This window comes from Domibacillus enclensis, assembly GCF_900156125.1.
Lineage (GTDB): Bacteria > Bacillota > Bacilli > Bacillales > Domibacillaceae > Domibacillus > Domibacillus enclensis.
This window is the reverse complement of record NZ_FTLX01000005.1, coordinates 188,681-206,729: the sequence shown is the minus strand read 5'-3', so window position 1 is coordinate 206,729 and position 18,049 is coordinate 188,681. Positions and strand designations below refer to the sequence as shown.

Here is an 18,049-nt window from a genome sequence, read left to right as displayed (position 1 = left end):
TATTATTAACGTTTATCAAGCTTGCGAACTGCTGTATCACCGATAAACTGGATAACAAACACAATCACTAAAATAACAATGGTCGCCATAATGGTCACATCTGTCCGGCTGCGCTGAAAGCCATCCAGGAAAGCCAGATTCCCAAGTCCCCCGGCCCCAATAACACCGGCCATAGCCGTATAGCCGACAAGGGCAATCGCCGTCACCGTCAGACCGGATACAAGCGCCGGAAGTGATTCCGGAATAAGCACCTTTTGGATGATGGTCCATGTTGAAGCACCCATTGCACGAGCTGCTTCAATCACACCTTTGTCAATTTCGCGCAAAGCAATTTCAACCATACGGGCATAAAATGGAGCTGCCCCGATAATAAGAGCTGGCAATGCCGCATTTTCACCAATGATCGTATTCATTATTGCCTTTGTAAACGGAATTAATAATACGATTAAAATGATAAACGGAATCGACCGAAAGACGTTCACAATAACAGCTGTAATGCTGTATACTATTTTATTTTCCCAAAGCTGTCCTTTAGATGTTAAAAATAAAAGAAGACCGAGGATAATACCGAGAATAAACGTGATCACGACGGAGATGCTCGTCATATAAAGGGTTTCATACGTTGCTTCCCACATTTTTTCCCAGTCTACGTTCGGAAACCATTGTTCAATCATACGTAATCACCTCCGAATCCACCTGCTGCGCGTCTAAAAATGCAACTGCTTCGGCTACTGCTGCCCGGTCTCCGGTTATTTGCACAAAAAGAGTCCCGTAAGCACCATTTTGCGTCTGAGAGATTTTCCCCTGCAAAATGTTCACGCCTACGTTGAAGGAACGAATTAACTCTGTGACAACAGGCTGTTCTGCTGAAATGCCCACAAACGTAAGCTTGACAATCTGCCCATCCGGATGTTCAGCAAGCAGATGCTGAATCGTTTCCTTTGACTCCTCCGGCTCCGTGACCTGCTGAACAAACCGTTTTGTAATTGGCTGATCCGGGCGGCGGAATACATCTAGAACCGGACCGAGCTCGACAATTTTACCTTCTTCCATGACCGCCACGCGATGACAAATTTTGCGAATGACGTGCATTTCATGGGTAATGAGCACGATCGTTAAGCCGAGGCGTTCGTTAATGTCTACGAGAAGCTCTAAAATCGAATCCGTCGTTTGCGGATCCAGTGCGGATGTAGCTTCATCACAAAGGAGCACTTTCGGATTATTTGCCAGTGCCCGGGCAATTCCGACACGCTGCTTTTGACCGCCTGACAGCTGTGCAGGATATGAATCCCCGCGTCCATTGAGGCCGACGAGGTCAATCAGCTCATCGACACGTTTGTTTCGTTCGGCTTTTGAGACACCCGCAATTTCAAGTGGAAATGCAATGTTGTCCCGAACCGTACGAGACCAAAGAAGGTTAAAATGCTGAAAGATCATGCCGATTTCCTGCCGTGCTTTCCGGAGCTCTGATCCTTTGATGGATGAAATCGTCCGCCCAGCTACAGTGACGGACCCTTCTGTTGGCGTTTCAAGCCCATTCAGCATCCGAATCAGCGTGCTTTTCCCAGCGCCGCTGTAGCCGATCATGCCAAAAATTTCTCCTTCTTGAACAGACAGGTTTATATCATCAACAGCCTTTACAGGACCATTTTTCGTTTGAAAAATCTTTTTTGCTTGATTAATCTTGATCATGGGATCACTTCCTTTCCAAAAAAAAAGCCTGTCTGCCCATAATGACAGAAAGGCTTTGCGTTCAAATTCCTTTCTCTCATCTTCCGGAGCATACTGCTTCGTGTGATTTGGCACCTTTTCTATTATAGACGGTTGCCGGGCTTCATCGGGCACATTCCCTCTGCCGCTCTTGATAAGAGTCGCTATTAATTATGAATGGATTTTACCACCGCACTTGCAGTCATGTCAACAATCGATGTTCAAATTCCGACAAAATTCGGCGGAATTATGAAAACGACTGTATTTCTTCATATATATATGGAACTGACTGAAAAGCGTAAATTTTCTTACTTAGCTTCCCTTCTTGAAGCAAAAGCAAACACGGCACACTTTCCACTTCAAACTGCTGGGATAATTCTTCGTGGTAATTCAAATTGATCCGTTCAATTGGCACTTCAACCTTCATTGCCTCAATGACATCCAGCATTTTCCCCGCTACCTGGCACGTGCCGCACATCGGAGTATATAAATAAAGAGCTGCTTTCGGTTTTTTTAACATTTCCTGAATCGGCTGAGCTGTGTTCATTTACGTTTGTGCTCCTTCTTTTTGTAAATACTCACCGCGCACATCGATATCGGCACTCATTAAAATTCCGGCCAGATGACGATGCGGTGCTGATGCTACTTCTTTGTAGCCGCGGTCGATATAAAGGTGACGGGCGTGGGGAAGCTCTCGCATAAATTGCCGGCGCAGCTTTTCACCGGACGCATCTGCGTCAACCAAAATGTAAACATCCCGTTCAAACAGTTCATCCACCAGCTCATCCAGACGTGAAACACCAATGGTCCCGTTCGTACAAATAATTTCAATTGGCTCCTGCACAATTTGGGCTACCCGCTTTCGATCAGATGACCCTTCGACGATAATCGTTTTTTCCACCATCATCACCAATCACCCCGCTGCTTGTTAATATCTATATCGTACGTTGTTTACCCAAAAATAGAAAGAAAAAAGACCGGCGAAAAGCCGGTCTTCTGTTAATCTTCTTTTGTCATTTCTTCATATTGCTCCGCTGTCATCAATTCCTCGATTTGCGCAGCATCAGACGGTTCCACGACGATCATCCATGCTTTTTCGTATGGTGACTCGTTTACAAATTCAGGGCTGTCATCCAGTTCTTCATTGATTTCTACCACTGTACCGCTGACAGGCGCATACAGTTCAGAAACAGTTTTAACAGATTCAACGCTGCCGAATGGCTCATCTGCTGTTACTGTATCTCCAACAGAAGGAAGCTCAACAAATACGATATCGCCAAGCTCTGACTGGGCGAAATCAGTGATGCCGATACGGACCTTTCCGTCTTCTTGTTTCACCCACTCATGTTCTTCAGAATAGCGCAGCTCTTTAGGCAAGTTCATTTGTATGTACCTCCAGATTAGAATAATTACACTTTACACTTTACTGATTAATCGAGCAGAAAGCAAGAAAATCACTGCCATTTCCCTGTATAATCTTCTTCCTTGAAGCCGACCGTTACGGTTTCGCTTCCCACTGCAAGCGGCCGCTTGATCAACATGCCGTCCGATGAAAGGATGTCGAGCAGTTCATCATCAGAAGCTGTTCCCACCTTGTCCTTTAATCCAAGCTCGCGGTACTTTTGACCGCTCGTGTTAAAAAATTTCTTAAGCGGCAGTCCGCTTTTTTCGTATGCTTCTTTTAGTTCCGCTTTAGACGGCGGGCTTTCCACAATGTGTATGGCTTCATAGTCAACATTATGCTCATCCAGCCATTTTTTTGCATTGCGGCACGTTCCGCATTGCGGATACCAGTAAAATTTCATCCTTTATCACCTCATACATAACGAGGTTCGACAAGCAGGAGCAAAATCCTCTTTAATTGCTTTTTTTTTAGAATACAGGCTAAAAACGTTCACATTTCCCCGCAGCTGTCTCGCATCTGGAGATAGAAAAAACGATCGCCGATATAGGTAGAATAACGCTGATATATACATGTCGATCGCCGATATTCACCTGTCAATCGCTGATATCTTCAACATACCGGCGATATGGGACCTTCTTTTTACCAGCTTGAGCCGAACGATCGTGTGACACGACCGTTCGGCTCCTTTTTGTCTGTTCGGTTGCTTATACGATGTATCTCTTAGCTTCATTCAGCCGGTCTGCTGCTTCACGCTTTTTCGCAATAACGTTAATCGGCGTGTGGCGGCCGAGCTTGCGGAGGACGGACATCATCATCCGCAGGCTGTCGCCGGATTCGATGGCGACGAGCGTTTCTTTCGCATGTGCTTCAATTTCGTTAAAGGCTTCCTGGCAGAAAATTTGTGTGTACAGGATTTTTTGCTTGTTTTTTCCTTCGCCGGAAGCCTGAATCGCTTTTTCCGTCCGCAGCACAGCGGATTCCATTGCATACACCAGGTTGACGAGATCGGCAATGTTTGCAAGTACCTCCTGTTCGGCTTCAAGCGCTTTTCCGTATTTCTGGACAGCCAGCCCGGCTGCAAGAAGCGCCACTTTTTTCCCGTTTTTCACAAGCATTTTTTCCTGCGCAAGCACTTCATCTCCCGGCTCCTCCGGCATGAGCATCATCAGCTCACCCTGCAGCTCCTTTGCTTTTTCAAACAGCGGCAGCTCGCCTTTAAAAGCCTTTTTCACGAATGTACCCGGCACGAGCAATCGGTTGATTTCATTCGTTCCCTCGAAGATCCGGTTGATCCGGGAATCGCGGTACATGCGGGCAATTTCGTATTCTTCCATAAATCCGTAGCCGCCGTGGATTTGAACTCCCTCATCGACCATGTAATCCAGCACTTCCGAGCCGAAAAATTTCCCGAGCGAGCATTCGATTGCATACTCAGCAATCGAAGCTGCGATCGCTTTCCCATCCTTTTGTTCTTCTTCGGACAGGGCACTCATTCGTTCCTCGAACAAGCCGACCGTCCGGTAAATCGCGCTTTCCGCTGCATACAATTTGGATGCCATCGTTCCAAACTTTTCTTTGATCAAATTAAAATTCGCAATAGCGGTTTTAAACTGCTTTCTTTCTCCGGCATATTTGAGTGAAATATCAAGCGCCCGCTTGGAGCTGCCGACCGTGCCGACACCGAGCTTGTAGCGGCCGATGTTTAAAATATTAAAGGCAATAATATGACCTCTTCCCGCTTCCCCGAGCAGGTTTTCCACCGGCACTTCTGCATCGGATAAAATCAGCGTCCGGGTTGAGGAGCTTTTAATGCCCATTTTTTCTTCTTCAGCGCCTGTTGATACCCCTGGATACCCTTTTTCTACGATAAAAGCTGAAAATTGCTCACCATCGATTTTCGCATATACGATAAAAATATCGGCAAAGGCGGAGTTAGTAATCCACTGTTTTTCTCCATTTAACACGTAATGAGTTCCGGCTCCATTTAACCGAGCTGTCGTTTTAGCGCCAAGCGCATCGGAACCAGAGCCCGGCTCTGTCAGCGCATAAGCGGCGAACCTTGTACCCGCAGCCAGATCCGGCAAATAGACTTTCTTCTGCTCCTCGTTTCCGAACAAAACAATGGGCAGCGACCCGATGCCGACATGCGCACCGTGTGAAATTGAGAACCCGCCGGCGACCGCCATCTTTTCAGCAATGAGCGCCGAGCTGACTTTATCGAGATTGAGCCCGCCGTACTCCTCTGGCACATCTGCGGCTAAAAGACCAAGCTCTCCCGCTTCCTGCAAAAGCTTCACGGAACGGTCAAATTCATGTTTTTCCAAGAAAGGCACTTCCGGCATAACACTGCCCATCACATATTCTTCCGTTGTTTTCGCAATCATTTTTTGTTCATCTGTAAAGTCCTCCGGTGTAAAGATCGATGCTGCCTCTACTTCTTCTATTAAAAATGAACCGCCTTTTGCTGCCATGATCATGTCCCCCTTTTTAGTTGATCAGTTCGAAAACACCGGCGGCTCCCATTCCGCCTCCGATACACATCGTGACGATACCAAACTGCTGCTGACGCCGCTTTAATTCATGCAGCAGTGAAAGTGTCAGCTTTGTTCCGGTACAGCCAAGCGGATGCCCAAGCGCAATGGCGCCCCCGTTTACATTCACTTTTTCCTCGTCAAGGCCGAGCTCCCGAATAACTTGAATCGACTGGGAAGCAAACGCTTCGTTTAATTCAAATAAATCAATATCCGACAGTTCAAGTCCCGCAAGCTGCAGCGCTTTCGGCACAGCCACAATGGGTCCAACGCCCATAATTTCCGGTGGTACCCCTCCAACCGCAAATGAACGAAATTTGGCCAGCGGTGTTAAGCCAAGCGACTCTGCCTGAGCGCGCTCCATCACCATAACCGCTGCTGCTCCGTCTGACGTTTGCGACGCATTTCCTGCGGTGACTGAACCCGTCACCGAAAAAGCAGGCCGCAGCTTGCTCAGCCCTTCCATCGACGTTCCATGCCGAACCCCTTCGTCCATGGAAAACGTCACCTGTTCTTCCTTTATTTTATGGTCACTGCCCACATGACGGAACGTGACGTCGACCGGCACAATTTCATCTTTAAACTTCCCTTCCGCAATGGCGCGTCCAGCACGTTCGTGGCTTCTTACCGCAAAGGCATCTTGATCTTCACGCGAGATGCCGTATTTTTTAGCAACTTCCTCTGCCGTATGCCCCATCGGCATATAGTAGCCAGGCATCTCTTCCGCAATTTTAATATTGGGCCTTGCCACATGTCCCATCATCGGCACCAGGCTCATTGATTCTGCACCGCCGGCAATAATCGTTTTGGCATGGCCAATCATAATCCGTTCTGCCGCATAGGCGATCGATTGAAGACCCGATGAACAGTAGCGGTTGACTGTGATAGCAGGCACATCATGCGGCAGCCCTGCGAGGGCGCCAATGTTTCGGGCCAGATTCAACCCCTGCTCCGCTTCGGGCATCGCACAGCCGATAATGAGATCATCTATTTCACCTTCATACTGCCCCGCCCGCTTCAAGGTTTCTTTCACCACAAGCGCACCGAGATCGTCCGGCCGCGTATACCGGAGCGTTCCTTTTTTAGCCCGGCCGACCGGCGTCCGTGCTCCTGCGACAATAACCGCTTCTTTCATATTTGTTCTCCCCTTTAATTTCGAAGTGGTTTTCCTTTAACGAGCATATGCTGCATGCGCTGCTGTGTTTTCGGCATCGCGACAAGCTCTAGAAAAGCTTTTCGTTCAATCTCCAACAAGTACGCTTCATCAACCTTTGTTCCGAACGGCACGTTTCCTCCGGCAATGACCCAGGCTAGCTTTTTTGCAATGACCAGGTCATGATCCGAGATAAATCCGGATGCATGCATGGACTGTGCCCCTAACAGCAACGTTGCGTAGCCTGTTTCACCGGTGACCGGTATGTTCTGGCGGATCGGTGGCCTGTAGCCGGATGCGGCCAAATGAAGAGCCGCCCGCTTTGCATCATGGAGCAAGTGATCTTGATTCACACTAATGCCGTCCGGGCGGGTTAAAAAGTGAGCATCACGTGCTTCTGCGGCAGATGTAGACACATTTGCCATGGCAATCGTTTCAAAAACCTTGTTCGCAACCGCCTGCAAATCATAGTTCACACCGTCTGCCATCTGATTCAAATAGCGGATGTACAGCTCCTTGTTGCCACCTCCGCCAGGGATCAACCCAACACCGACCTCGACAAGCCCCATGTACGTTTCATGGGCGGCCTGTATATGAGCCGCAGGCAAACATACTTCAGTCCCGCCACCGAGTGTCATGCCAAACGGTGCGGCGACAACTGGCTTTGTACTGTATTTGATCTTCATCATCGCCTGCTGAAAATGCTTTACGGTCATGTCAATTTCCCACATATCGTCATCTTGGGCGGCCATTAGAATCATGGCCAGGTTTGCGCCCACACAAAAGTTCTTGCCCTGGTTGCCGATCACAAGCGCTTGATAATTTTTTTCCACTTCATCGATTGAAGCGTTGATCATCTGGATGATATCCATGCCGATCGCATGATTCGGTGACGTAAATTGGAGCAGCGCCACGCCGTCTCCCATATCATGAAGCCGTGCTCCTGTATTTTCCTTTATCACACTTGTTCCTTTGCCAAGGTGAATGACCTTTTCATCCTGCGGCACAGATTGATAGGATTTGGTGGCTGGATGATAAAATGCCCCCTCCTGGTAAAAGGAACCGTCCATTTCCTTCACCCATTCCGGAACCGAAAGACCCTCCTCTTCCATTCTTTCAACGGATCGCTTTACACCGATTTGATCCCATATTTCAAACGGGCCCTCATTCCAGCCAAAGCCCCACTTCATCGCCTGGTCGATCGACACGATGTCGTCGGCAATTTCACCGGTAAGACGTGCTGAATAAATCAGCACGGGAGCCAGCATTCTCCAAAGAAGCTGTCCCGCTTCGTCTTTTGCGAAAAGGAGTGTTTTCCACTTTTCTGCTCCTTTTTGCTGTTTGGCCATTTCAATTGAAGCCGCTTTCATTTTCTTGCGTTCTTCATATGCCATTGTCTTCGTATTCAACTCCAAGATGGCTTTTCCGTCTTTTTTGAAAAAGCCCTGGCCTGCTTTGGCTCCAATCCAGCCTTTGTCTTTCATCTGAGCGAGCGTGTCAGGAATATCAAAAACCGCCTGCTCTTCTCCCTCTGTCTGGTCATACACATTTTTCGCCACATGAATAAACGTATCCAAACCGACCACATCGAGTGTTCGAAAGGTCGCGCTCTTCGGCCGGCCAATAAGCGGCCCCGTTACTGAATCCACTTCACCGGGAGACAGGTCCATTTCCTTCATCACCTGCATCGTTTTCAGCAAGCTATATGTGCCAATGCGGTTCGCGATGAAATTGGGTGTGTCTTTGGCCAGAACGACTCCTTTTCCAAGCAGATTTTCGCCAAATGATTTCATGTAAGCCGTAACAGCTGGATCGGTTGCACTTGTCGGAATAATCTCCAGCAGCTTTAAATAACGAGGCGGATTAAAAAAGTGCGTGCCGAGAAAATGCTTCTGAAAGTCGTCACTTCGCCCTTCCTTCATCGCATGGATCGAGATGCCCGATGTGTTGGACGAAGCAATGCTTCCTTTTTTCCGGTGCGTATCCACCAGGTCAAAAATGGTTTTCTTTACGTCAAGCCGCTCCACAACCACTTCAATAATCCAATCGGCTTCTCCGAGAAGGTCCGCATGATCTTCTAAATTACCCGGTGTTATGAGAGCCGCGTTTTTTTTAGAAGACAGCGGGGCAGGCTTTTGCTTGAACAATTTTTCGATAGCGCTTTCAGAAAGTTGATTGCGATTCTCTGCGTTTTCCGGTACGATGTCGAGCAGAACGGATGGAATGCCGATGTTAGCCAGGTGCGCCGCGATACCCGAGCCCATGACACCTGAGCCGATCACTGCCGCTTTTTGAATGTGCTGAACCACGTTCGTATCCCCCTCTTGAATGAATACTCATTCATTTAATATAACTCCACTATACCGCACCTTTTTTTTATTTTCAACTGTCACCTGCGGGATTTTTTCGGGTAAACTAATGGAAAGTTGACGAGAGCTTATTTTTGGGATGGAAATAAGCGCTGTGAAAGGATGGGGCAGCCATGAGAGAAAAAATTGTGCAATTATGTGTGTTAGCTGCAGTTGTAGGTCTTGTTTATTTTTCAATCCGTTTTTATTCCAATGAATTATCGGTTGCGTTTTCTTATTTAGCCGTGACGATTTCTGTGATCGTTGTGCTGAATCTGCTTCTCTTTGATTCAAGAGGCACGAATTCAAAAGTGGCATGGAGCGCGCTCGTTCTGGCTTTTCCTCTTGCCGGTGCCGTTGTGTACGCCGTATTCGGACGCGATCCGAGAAGACGGATGCTGCCAAAGCACGTGATTGCCGAAACGGTGAAGTTTATTACGACAATGCGGCATCTCGGAAAAGAATGGGACGTATCCGAACAGCTGCCAGAAGCGAAAAACATTCGCAATATGACTGGCTTTGAAGCGCTCGGCGGCAATAAAGTGGACATCTTAACAAACGGCGATGAAACATTTCCCGCCATACTGGATGCGATTCGCCATGCTGAGCATCACATTCATATTCAGTATTATATTTTCAGAGATGACGCGATTTCCACCGACATCCGTGATGCCCTTATAGAACGTGCGGAAGCGAATGTACATGTCCGTTTTTTATTTGACGGTCTCGGCTCCTCCAGCCTGCCCAAGTCTTTTTTAAAGCCGCTTCGCGATGCTGGAGCTGAAGCCTATGCGTTTGATTCTATTGTCTCCCCCTGGCTGACACGGACAGCAAACTTGCGGAATCACCGAAAAATGGTCGTGGTCGACGGTCATACCGGCTTTACGGGCGGATTAAATGTCGGTGAAGAATACCGAAGCAACACGCCCCAGTTTGAAGTGTGGCGCGATACGCATATTCGCCTGGAGGGTCCCGCAGTCCGACAGCTGCAGGAGGCCTTTATAACAGACTGGATTCATGCCACAGGTGCAAAGTCTTCTCTTTTAGATGAACTAAAGGAACCGTTTCGTTTTGAGGTTTACTTTCCTTCGAAGGTGCAGGAAGCCGATCAAATGGTTCAAACTGTTTATGGAGGACCATACAATGAGGAACGGGACGTACGGGACGCCATGATGGAAATGATTCAATCAGCAGAAAAGTCGATCTGGATTGCTTCTCCGTATTTTGTTCCCGACGATGAAGCACTCGCTGCCATTCGGGTGGCGGCAAGGAGCGGCAAGGATGTTCGCGTGATCGTTCCCGGAAAAGGGGACCGGGCTGTTTCCTTTTACGGGACAAACTCCTACTTTAAGGATCTGCTCAGTGCCGGTGTGAAGGTGTTTGCTTACCGGGATGATTCCTTTATCCATTCAAAGGTGCTCCTCATTGACAACGTACACGCGATTGTTGGCACGGCCAATTTCGACGTTCGCAGCTTCCGGCTGAATCACGAACTGATGACCTTTTTATACAACCGGACGCCAGCTGTCGAAAAAATCGAAATTGATTTTCTCCACGATTTTGCCGAGTCCGAGCCCGTCACACGCGAACGGTACGAGCACCGCAGTTTCTTAAAACGAATCGGCGAATCCCTCGCCAGACTGCTGTCGCCGATTTTATAAAAGGCTGAGACATAACAATGAGAATGGCCCTTGAATTCGAACGACCTAGCAGCTGAAAGCCTCGTTTCTTCCTTTTTCTTGAAAAAGCACATTCAGGGGCTCTGGGCTGGCGCAGGGCGAAGACTCGGGAGGGAGCTCACCTCCCGCCCCTCCGAACGCGCAGTCCTGCAGAAGCCGTCCCGACTGTGTTGGCGCAAGCGCAGCCACTAAATGATCTACCAATATGAAGTGCTCAAAAGAAAGCGAAGGTGATCGTTCGGTTTTTTCTTCTATCCAGAACCATTTGTCCCAAGCTCATTAAAACATATATATATATTCCGTTAAAATTTCTTTAAATGCGACCAGGGATTCGGTTTCGACGTATTCGTTTTTGCCATGGTGATTGGCGCCGCATGGACCGAATTCTACGGCGGGAATGCCGCGTGCTGCGTAAAAGCGTGTGTCCGCCGCGCCGTGCTGGCCGAACAGTTCAATGCTTCGTCCCGCCACTTTTTCTGCTGCTTGCTGGAGACGAAGAATCAACGGATGTTCCGGGTTGGTTTGCACCGGTTCGCCTTCGCTTAATACGCGAATCGATCCATTGACCACCTGCTTGATCTCATTCAGCAAAATGGATGGGTCCTGTCCCGGTAAATAGCGGATATCAAGATCCATAATACACCGGTCAGGCACTTGATTAATCGCCTGCCCCGCCTGAATGCGCGCCAGGTTGAGCGACGGATGCTCGAAATACGGTGTGCTGACGCTGAACACCGGCAGCTCTGCAATTTTTTTGTACGTCTCCACCGCTTTTAAAATGGCATTGTCGCCAAGCCACGGACGGCTTCCGTGAGCGGAAACACCTTCGATTTCAATCTCCACCTGCAGGACGCCTTTTGCCTGTACGGCGATATCAAGGTTGGTCGTTTCGCCGCAAATGACAACGTCTCCTAATAAGCCGTGCTCCACTAAATATTTCGTTCCTTTTTGTCCGCCTTTTTCTTCATCCGGCACGAGTGCAAGCATCACACGGCATGGAAGCTCCTCCTGCACAAGCTCTGCCATCACGTGCATCATGACGGCCACTGAGCCAAGCATGTCGAAGCTGCCCCGCCCGTACAGCCTTCCTTCTGCGACATACGGAATAAATTGATCCGGACCCGCGGGCACAACGTCTAAATGGCCATTCAATATAACGGTTGGTCCTTTTTTTCCAATAATCGATACGACGCTTTTTAATCCTTCATTATCGAGCACTCTCGTTTGAACGCCGTGTGCTGCCAGCCATTCCGCACAGTAATCAGCCGCTGCGTTGATCCGGTCTTTTTCCACTGTACGAAATTCAATTAATTTTCTAGTTAAAGAAACGATGGATTCCTTCATTACTTCCACTCCTTTGCGTATGTTATAGTACTTCCTTTTGTTTACGCAATTAAACATATAAGAGGGATCGCGGGTCCTTTTACATTTTCAGAAAACCCAAAAACAAGAAAGCCGACGAACACGGTCGCCAGCATAAAATAATCATTTCGTTTCATTTCAAGCTCTCCTTAGAAAATAAGCACATACCCAATTCCCATCATACCGAGTGTCAAGCCCGACAGCATGAGAAAAAGCCTGAGTCCCGGCGCCATCCATTCTTTTGCTTCATTGCTCAAAGACATAGCCCTGTCATGCCGCTGCACCGAGGCGAGTTCATCCGCTTCTCTTTTCAAATAATCATCAGGCGTTTTGCCGTTTACAAGCATATCGATGAGTGACTTTTTCATAGAATCCTCTTCTTTCTGCTCTTTTCCTCATTATACCAAAAAATCCGCAGTGAAATCACTGCGGATACGAAATCTCTAATTGAGCGGTAACGCTGTCTTCTTCGCCGGGCTGAAGGACACGCAGCCCCGTCACATCAGCCGGAAGATCCAGATTAAACGCATTCGTTATACACGTGTAAGGCTCTGGACAAAGAAAGCCTTCCCGTCCGTTTCCGTTGTACACCACCCAATGCTTGAACGCTGAGTCGGTCCGGTAAACGAGTCGGATATCCTCACCTTCGACAACCGCTTTGTTTTCAGAGGCTGCTGCCGCAAACGCGTCATCAAGCGGTACATTTTGCAAATTAACCTGCTCAAAAGGGTCCGTTTCTTCCAGTTTCCCGGTCGGAATCGCCTCATCCGTCAGCGTCCACTGGTTCGTTTTCGTTAGCGAAAATGCGGCATTGCGCTCGTCAAATAAAAGCGCCGTATGGTAGCCGATTCCCCATGGAAACGGCTTACTTCCTTCGTTTTTCACGACCGCTTTTTGGCGAAGAACCTGTCCCTCCAGTTCATAGGTTAAATGAATAACCGCATGCTGATAAATAGCCGGTTCCTCCAGCTGGATCGCTGTTTCAATCGTAATGATGCCGCTTTCTTCCTTTTCCGTGACAACACGCCACGGCTTGTCGTATACAAACCCGTGAATATGATGCTTGCCGATTTCATTAATCGGAAATTCATGTGTTTCACCTTCAAACGAAAAGGTACCGCCTTCGATCCGGTTTGGCGGAAACAAAACCGGAATGCCATGCAAAATCGGGCTTTCTTGCAGCGCTGAAAACGACTCCGGTTTTACAAGAAGCTCCTGGCCCGTTTTGACATCCACGAGCGAAATCACGTTGCTGCCGAACGAGGGGATAATCGTCATTACAAGAGCACCGTTAGATGCCTGTATTGCTTCTGCTCCATCAAACTGAATGTGCTGAATCATGTGAAAACTCCTTTACGCGCGAAATGGCTGAAGCTGTTCATTGATCGACTTTGTTTGATCATACACTGTTTGATAGATAGAAAACAATGATTTATACTGCTCTACCCGTTCCTCATTCGGCATAAAGACCGTTCCTTCTTTAATAAACACCGCTGCACACTCCTCAAGAGAGTGGAACAAGCCGCTGCCTGCTGCCGCAATCATCGCTGCTCCCATCGCGGGGCCCTGCTCATTTTGAAGCTTCACCACTTTTGCATGAAAGATATCCGCCTGCATTTGCAGCCAGACGTCGTTTTTCGCCCCGCCGCCGATCGAAATAACAGTATCCACTGTTTTCCCTTCGTTCCGGAACAAATTGATTGACTCCTGAAGTGAAAAGGTAATGCCTTCCATCACCGCCCGAGCAAAGTGAGCCCGTGTATGTGCGCTGTCCATGCCGATGAAGCTTGCGCGAATCACTGAATCAGGATGAGGCGTCCGTTCGCCAACTAAATACGGTGTGTAAAGAAGACCGCCCGCTCCCGGTGGAATGTCGCCCACCTCCGCCAGCAATTGGTCAAACGATTCATTTTCAGCGAATGTTTCTTTAAACCATTGCAGGCTGTGCCCGGCTGAAAGCGTCACGCCCATTGTATAAAAGGCGTTCTTTTTGCCATGATTAAAAAAATGAACCTTTCCCTCAAAATCGCGGGAGGCATCTTCTTCGTGTGCCAGGATCACGCCGGATGTACCAATGCTGCACATCGTTTTTCCCGATGTTAAAATACCGGCACCAATCGCACCGCACGCATTGTCAGCGCCGCCGGCAAACACAGGTGTCCCTTCGCCAAGCCCTGTTTTCGCTGCCACGTCAGGAAGAAGAGTCCCCGTTTGATCGGTTGAATCAGCAAGAGGCGGACAAAACGACAACGGAATGTCGAATGCTTCACAAATAGTGCTGCTCCATTCTTTTTTTGCCACATCCAGCAAAAGAGTCCCGGCAGCATCTGAATAATCCATGTGCACGTCTCCGGTCATCTTCAAGCGAAGATAATCCTTCGGCAGCAAAAACAAGCTCGCTTTTTCGAAGATCTCAGGCTCATTTTGCTGCACCCAGCGAATTTTCGGAAGCGTAAAGCCTTCCAGCACCCGGTTTCGTGTAATCCGAAGCAAGTCCTCTCCAAGCGCTGCGGTCATTTCTTCACATTGCTTTGTGGTCCGCGTGTCGTTCCATAAGATCGCATTCCGGAGCGGCTGATGCTCCTGGTCGAGCAGGACAAGCCCGTGCATTTGACCAGAATAGCTGATACCGGCAATGTCTTCAGGTGACGCTTTTGTTAAGGCCATCATATCCTGCAGCGCACCAATTGTTCCAGTTACCCAGTCATCGGGATTTTGTTCACTCCACCCTGCTTTTTCGTGAAAAAGAGGAAAGCTTTTTGATGCTTCCGCGCAAATATCACCGGTTTCGTTGACGAGAATTGTTTTTACCGCACTCGTGCCGAGGTCAATGCCGATTACATACTTCATTTGTGTTCGCTCCTTTTTGAATACGTTGTTGGTGGACCGGATTGTTTGAAAAATGGACCGGATTGTTCACATGAAAGACCGGATTATGATGAATCCGGTCTTTCATGGTCCCTTTCCGGTCCATTCGCCTATTTTTCCGGCCAATGCGGCCGCTGTTGCTTATTGATTCAGCAAGTATTGATTCAAGACCGCTTTTAAATTTTCCTGGCGTCCTGAACGGTTTTGGATCTGGCTGTTTTCAAGTGCATGCTTCTCCAGTGAATGGAAATTAGCGCGTCCTTCGACAATATCAAGGCCAATTCCCTTTGTATAGCTGCTGTACCGCTCTGAAATCATTTCTTCAAACACGCGATCCTCTATTAAGCGGTGAGCAGTTTTTAAACCGATCGCAAAAGCATCCATGCCGGCAATATGGGATAAGAATAGATCATCTGCTTCAAATGACGCACGGCGCACCTTCGCATCAAAGTTTAAGCCGCCTTTACCCAATCCGCCATTTTGCAAAATTTCGTACATCGCAAGCGTTGTTGAATACAGGTCTGTTGGGAATTCATCTGTGTCCCAGCCTAATAGCGGGTCGCCCTGATTGGCATCCACTGAACCGAGCATGCCGTTAATGCGCGCTGTCCGCAGCTCATGCTCAAATGTATGGCCCGCAAGTGTCGCATGGTTCGCTTCAAGGTTTAGTTTAAAATGGTCGTCAAGTCCGTACTGACGCAGGAAAGACAAGGTTGTTGCCGCATCCGTGTCATACTGGTGCGTCGTCGGTTCCTTCGGCTTCGGCTCAATTAAAAATTGACCATCGTAGCCAATTTCCTTCGCATAATCAACCGCCAGATGAAGGAAGCGGGCTAAATTATCAAGCTCCAGCTTCAAGTCAGTATTCAGAAGTGTATCGTACCCTTCACGGCCACCCCAGAACACATAGTTTTCAGCGCCGAGAAGCTTCGCTGTTTCCAGCCCTTTCTTCACCTGTGCGGCCGCATACGCAAACACATCGGCATTGCTGCTCGTTGCCGCCCCGTGCACAAAGCGCGGATTCGTAAACATATTCGCTGTATTCCATAGAAGCTTCACGTTGCTTGTTTTCATATAATCCTGGATCATGGACACAATCACATCCAGGTTTTCATTTGTTTCTTTTAAGTTGCTTCCTTCCGGGGCAATGTCACGATCATGAAACGCGAAATAAGGAGCGCCTAATTTTTCGTAAAGCTCAAACGACGCTTCAACTCGTGCTTTTGCCAGATCCATGTGTGAATAGCTGTTCCACGGGCGCTGCATCGTTCCGGCGCCAAATGGATCGCTTCCGTCCGCTGTGAAGGTATGCCAGTAGGCAATAGAAAAACGAAGCTGCTCTTCCATCGATTTGCCGCCAATGACTTCTTCCGGATTATAGTGTTTAAAAGCAAATGGATTTTTTGATTGTGCCCCTTCAAATTGAATCTTGCTGATGTTTTCAAAATAGCTCATGTGTATATCCTCCTTAATGTTTGTTGTGCGGATAAACTAACTTAATTGCTATTTTACAGAATCCGCTTTCATTTTTCAAGCTTTTCGTTATAATTATGTTAAACTTTATTTAAATACACAACAAAGCGAGTGAATCATATGACAATAGCAGATCAAAACTTAGTGAAAAAGATGAACAGGCGGCGTTTGCTGCAGGAAGTTATTCACCATTCTCCCATTTCCCGCGCCAGCTTATCCAAAACAACCGGATTAAATAAATCCACTGTTTCCGCCCAAATTCAAGGACTTGTAGACGAAAAATTCATTTTTGAAATCGGCCAGGGCCAATCGAGCGGCGGGCGCCGTCCAGTGATGCTCATGTTTAACAAGCAGGCCGGCTATGCGATTGGTGTTGACATCGGGGTAGATGATCTGACAGTTCTTTTGACCGACCTGGACGGTTCCATTGTCAGCGAGCATTATTTTGAATTGGAACAGTCCTCTGTTAACGAAACGATGGCGCTTCTTTTGAAAACAATCGAGCAGGTCATTCGCACGATGCCCGGTTCTCCCTATGGCTTGATCGGCATCGGCATTTGTGTGCCCGGTCTTGTCAATCGCTCTGAACAAATCGTGCTAACCCCTAACACGCACTGGAATGGGGTTGACGTGAAAAAACAAGTGGAAGAAGCGTTTAACGTACCGGTTACCATTGAAAATGAAGCAAACGCAGGGGCATACGGCGAACACATTTACGGCGCCGCCAAAGCCTTTGATGACTTTATGTACGTCAGCATCAGCACAGGGATCGGTGTCGGTCTTGTATTAAATAATGAACTGTACCGTGGTGTTCACGGGTTTTCCGGTGAAATGGGTCATATGACCATCGATTTTAACGGACCAAAGTGCAACTGCGGCAATCGGGGCTGCTGGGAATTATACGCCTCTGAAAAAGCGTTTCGCCAGTCACTTCCAGCTGACTGGGATGAAAAAGAGTTAAACAAACGTTTCCAGCAAAATGATGTAGTCCTTTTCCGGTCACTTGAGAACTTTGGTCATCATTTAGGCATCGGTCTCGTCAACATCGCCAATACCTTTGACCCGGAAGCCATCATATTGCGCAATCCGCTCATTGAATCGAATCCGTTTGTCTTGAATGCAGTGAAAAACACTCTTTCCTCCCGGATGAATGTCCGGTTTGAAACAGAATGCGCGTTTTTGCCTTCTACATTAGGAAAAAATGCACCTGCACTCGGCGCCTGCTCGATGATGATCGAGTCGTTTATTAAAGGAATTACCGCATAAGCGCCTGCTGACTGGACTACATTGTAAAACAGAAAAGCTTATCGCCGGTATATTTCATTTATCGCCGATATAAAGTGCGCTATCGCCGGTATTTCTTTTTATCAGCGTTAGACAGGTGGATATCGGCGGTATTTTCACTTTATCGGCGATAGACCAGCGGATATCAGCGGTATTTTCTTTTTACCGGCGATCGCTTTAATGGAATCCATTTCATTTCGAAAAGATCCAGTACCGCTGCAAAGCAAAAAAAGCCG

At 48.0% G+C, this 18,049-nt stretch carries 16 protein-coding genes and 1 riboswitch; of the genes, 2 read left to right on the top strand and 14 right to left on the bottom strand.

Going from position 1 to position 18,049, the window contains the following annotated elements; all coding sequences use genetic code 11:
* Positions 1 to 5: 5 nt before the first annotated feature.
* The 9 genes from BW952_RS12145 to BW952_RS12105 form a co-directional block, all read right to left on the bottom strand.
* Positions 6 to 674, bottom strand: coding sequence for a methionine ABC transporter permease (locus tag BW952_RS12145; RefSeq protein WP_045851758.1), 669 nt, complete (start codon positions 672 to 674; stop codon positions 6 to 8).
* A complete protein-coding gene (locus BW952_RS12140) occupies positions 667 to 1,692 on the bottom strand; it encodes a methionine ABC transporter ATP-binding protein (RefSeq protein ID WP_045851784.1) in 1,026 nt (341 codons plus the stop codon). The genes BW952_RS12145 and BW952_RS12140 overlap by 8 nt, the downstream gene beginning before the upstream one ends.
* 73 nt (positions 1,693 to 1,765) lie before the next feature.
* Positions 1,766 to 1,871: riboswitch (SAM riboswitch) on the bottom strand.
* 86 nt (positions 1,872 to 1,957) lie between these two features.
* Positions 1,958 to 2,257 (bottom strand): thioredoxin family protein, encoded by a 300-nt coding sequence (locus BW952_RS12135; RefSeq protein WP_045851757.1) that lies wholly within the window; start codon positions 2,255 to 2,257, stop codon positions 1,958 to 1,960.
* Complete coding sequence (locus BW952_RS12130) at positions 2,258 to 2,620, bottom strand: toprim domain-containing protein (protein ID WP_045851756.1); 363 nt, start codon at positions 2,618 to 2,620, stop codon at positions 2,258 to 2,260.
* An 89-nt stretch (positions 2,621 to 2,709) separates the two neighbouring features.
* Entirely contained in the window at positions 2,710 to 3,093 is a 384-nt protein-coding gene (gene gcvH / locus BW952_RS12125; RefSeq protein WP_045851755.1) for a glycine cleavage system protein GcvH, read from the bottom strand.
* Positions 3,094 to 3,164: 71 nt separating this feature from the next.
* Positions 3,165 to 3,515, bottom strand: a complete 351-nt coding sequence (locus BW952_RS12120) for an arsenate reductase family protein (RefSeq protein WP_045851754.1) — start codon at positions 3,513 to 3,515, stop codon at positions 3,165 to 3,167.
* 304 nt (positions 3,516 to 3,819) lie between these two features.
* Entirely contained in the window at positions 3,820 to 5,586 is a 1,767-nt protein-coding gene (locus BW952_RS12115) for an acyl-CoA dehydrogenase family protein (protein ID WP_082084650.1), read from the bottom strand.
* A 16-nt stretch (positions 5,587 to 5,602) separates the two neighbouring features.
* Positions 5,603 to 6,781, bottom strand: a complete 1,179-nt coding sequence (locus BW952_RS12110) for an acetyl-CoA C-acetyltransferase (protein ID WP_045851752.1) — start codon at positions 6,779 to 6,781, stop codon at positions 5,603 to 5,605.
* A gap of 14 nt (positions 6,782 to 6,795) precedes the next feature.
* Positions 6,796 to 9,108, bottom strand: coding sequence for a 3-hydroxyacyl-CoA dehydrogenase/enoyl-CoA hydratase family protein (locus BW952_RS12105; protein ID WP_076496298.1), 2,313 nt, complete (start codon positions 9,106 to 9,108; stop codon positions 6,796 to 6,798).
* Between the two features lie 173 nt (positions 9,109 to 9,281).
* Between BW952_RS12105 and cls the strand changes: the two genes are divergently transcribed.
* Positions 9,282 to 10,808: a cardiolipin synthase gene (gene cls / locus BW952_RS12100; RefSeq protein ID WP_045851751.1), complete on the top strand. Its 1,527-nt coding sequence runs from the start codon at positions 9,282 to 9,284 to the stop codon at positions 10,806 to 10,808.
* 297 nt (positions 10,809 to 11,105) lie between these two features.
* Here cls and BW952_RS12095 read toward each other — a convergent pair whose 3' ends face one another.
* The 5 genes from BW952_RS12095 to xylA all read right to left on the bottom strand — a co-directional run bounded on the left by BW952_RS12095 (position 11,106) and on the right by xylA (position 16,511).
* A complete protein-coding gene (locus tag BW952_RS12095) occupies positions 11,106 to 12,170 on the bottom strand; it encodes a M20 family metallopeptidase (protein ID WP_045851925.1) in 1,065 nt (354 codons plus the stop codon).
* A gap of 167 nt (positions 12,171 to 12,337) precedes the next feature.
* A complete protein-coding gene (locus BW952_RS12090) occupies positions 12,338 to 12,556 on the bottom strand; it encodes a hypothetical protein (protein WP_045851926.1) in 219 nt (72 codons plus the stop codon).
* Between the two features lie 55 nt (positions 12,557 to 12,611).
* A complete protein-coding gene (locus BW952_RS12085) occupies positions 12,612 to 13,529 on the bottom strand; it encodes an aldose 1-epimerase (RefSeq protein WP_045851927.1) in 918 nt (305 codons plus the stop codon).
* A gap of 12 nt (positions 13,530 to 13,541) precedes the next feature.
* A complete protein-coding gene (gene xylB / locus BW952_RS12080) occupies positions 13,542 to 15,038 on the bottom strand; it encodes a xylulokinase (RefSeq protein ID WP_045851928.1) in 1,497 nt (498 codons plus the stop codon).
* 159 nt (positions 15,039 to 15,197) lie between these two features.
* Entirely contained in the window at positions 15,198 to 16,511 is a 1,314-nt protein-coding gene (gene xylA, locus BW952_RS12075) for a xylose isomerase (protein WP_045851929.1), read from the bottom strand.
* A gap of 138 nt (positions 16,512 to 16,649) precedes the next feature.
* Between xylA and BW952_RS12070 the strand changes: the two genes are divergently transcribed.
* Positions 16,650 to 17,795: an ROK family transcriptional regulator gene (locus BW952_RS12070; protein WP_045851930.1), complete on the top strand. Its 1,146-nt coding sequence runs from the start codon at positions 16,650 to 16,652 to the stop codon at positions 17,793 to 17,795.
* Positions 17,796 to 18,049: the final 254 nt, after the last annotated feature.

Excerpts from the sequence above, each read along its gene's own strand:
- BW952_RS12145 (WP_045851758.1), bottom strand. The coding sequence starts at position 674 with ATGATTGAACAATGGTTTCCGAACGTAGACTGGGAAAAAATGTGGGAA.
- BW952_RS12140 (WP_045851784.1), bottom strand. The coding sequence starts at position 1,692 with ATGATCAAGATTAATCAAGCAAAAAAGATTTTTCAAACGAAAAATGGT.
- BW952_RS12135 (WP_045851757.1), bottom strand. The coding sequence starts at position 2,257 with ATGAACACAGCTCAGCCGATTCAGGAAATGTTAAAAAAACCGAAAGCA.
- gcvH (WP_045851755.1), bottom strand. The coding sequence starts at position 3,093 with ATGAACTTGCCTAAAGAGCTGCGCTATTCTGAAGAACATGAGTGGGTG.
- BW952_RS12120 (WP_045851754.1), bottom strand. The coding sequence starts at position 3,515 with ATGAAATTTTACTGGTATCCGCAATGCGGAACGTGCCGCAATGCAAAA.
- BW952_RS12115 (WP_082084650.1), bottom strand. The coding sequence starts at position 5,586 with ATGGCAGCAAAAGGCGGTTCATTTTTAATAGAAGAAGTAGAGGCAGCA.
- BW952_RS12110 (WP_045851752.1), bottom strand. The coding sequence starts at position 6,781 with ATGAAAGAAGCGGTTATTGTCGCAGGAGCACGGACGCCGGTCGGCCGG.
- cls (WP_045851751.1), top strand. The coding sequence starts at position 9,282 with ATGAGAGAAAAAATTGTGCAATTATGTGTGTTAGCTGCAGTTGTAGGT.
- BW952_RS12095 (WP_045851925.1), bottom strand. The coding sequence starts at position 12,170 with ATGAAGGAATCCATCGTTTCTTTAACTAGAAAATTAATTGAATTTCGT.
- BW952_RS12090 (WP_045851926.1), bottom strand. The coding sequence starts at position 12,556 with ATGAAAAAGTCACTCATCGATATGCTTGTAAACGGCAAAACGCCTGAT.
- BW952_RS12085 (WP_045851927.1), bottom strand. The coding sequence starts at position 13,529 with ATGATTCAGCACATTCAGTTTGATGGAGCAGAAGCAATACAGGCATCT.
- xylB (WP_045851928.1), bottom strand. The coding sequence starts at position 15,038 with ATGAAGTATGTAATCGGCATTGACCTCGGCACGAGTGCGGTAAAAACA.
- xylA (WP_045851929.1), bottom strand. The coding sequence starts at position 16,511 with ATGAGCTATTTTGAAAACATCAGCAAGATTCAATTTGAAGGGGCACAA.
- BW952_RS12070 (WP_045851930.1), top strand. The coding sequence starts at position 16,650 with ATGACAATAGCAGATCAAAACTTAGTGAAAAAGATGAACAGGCGGCGT.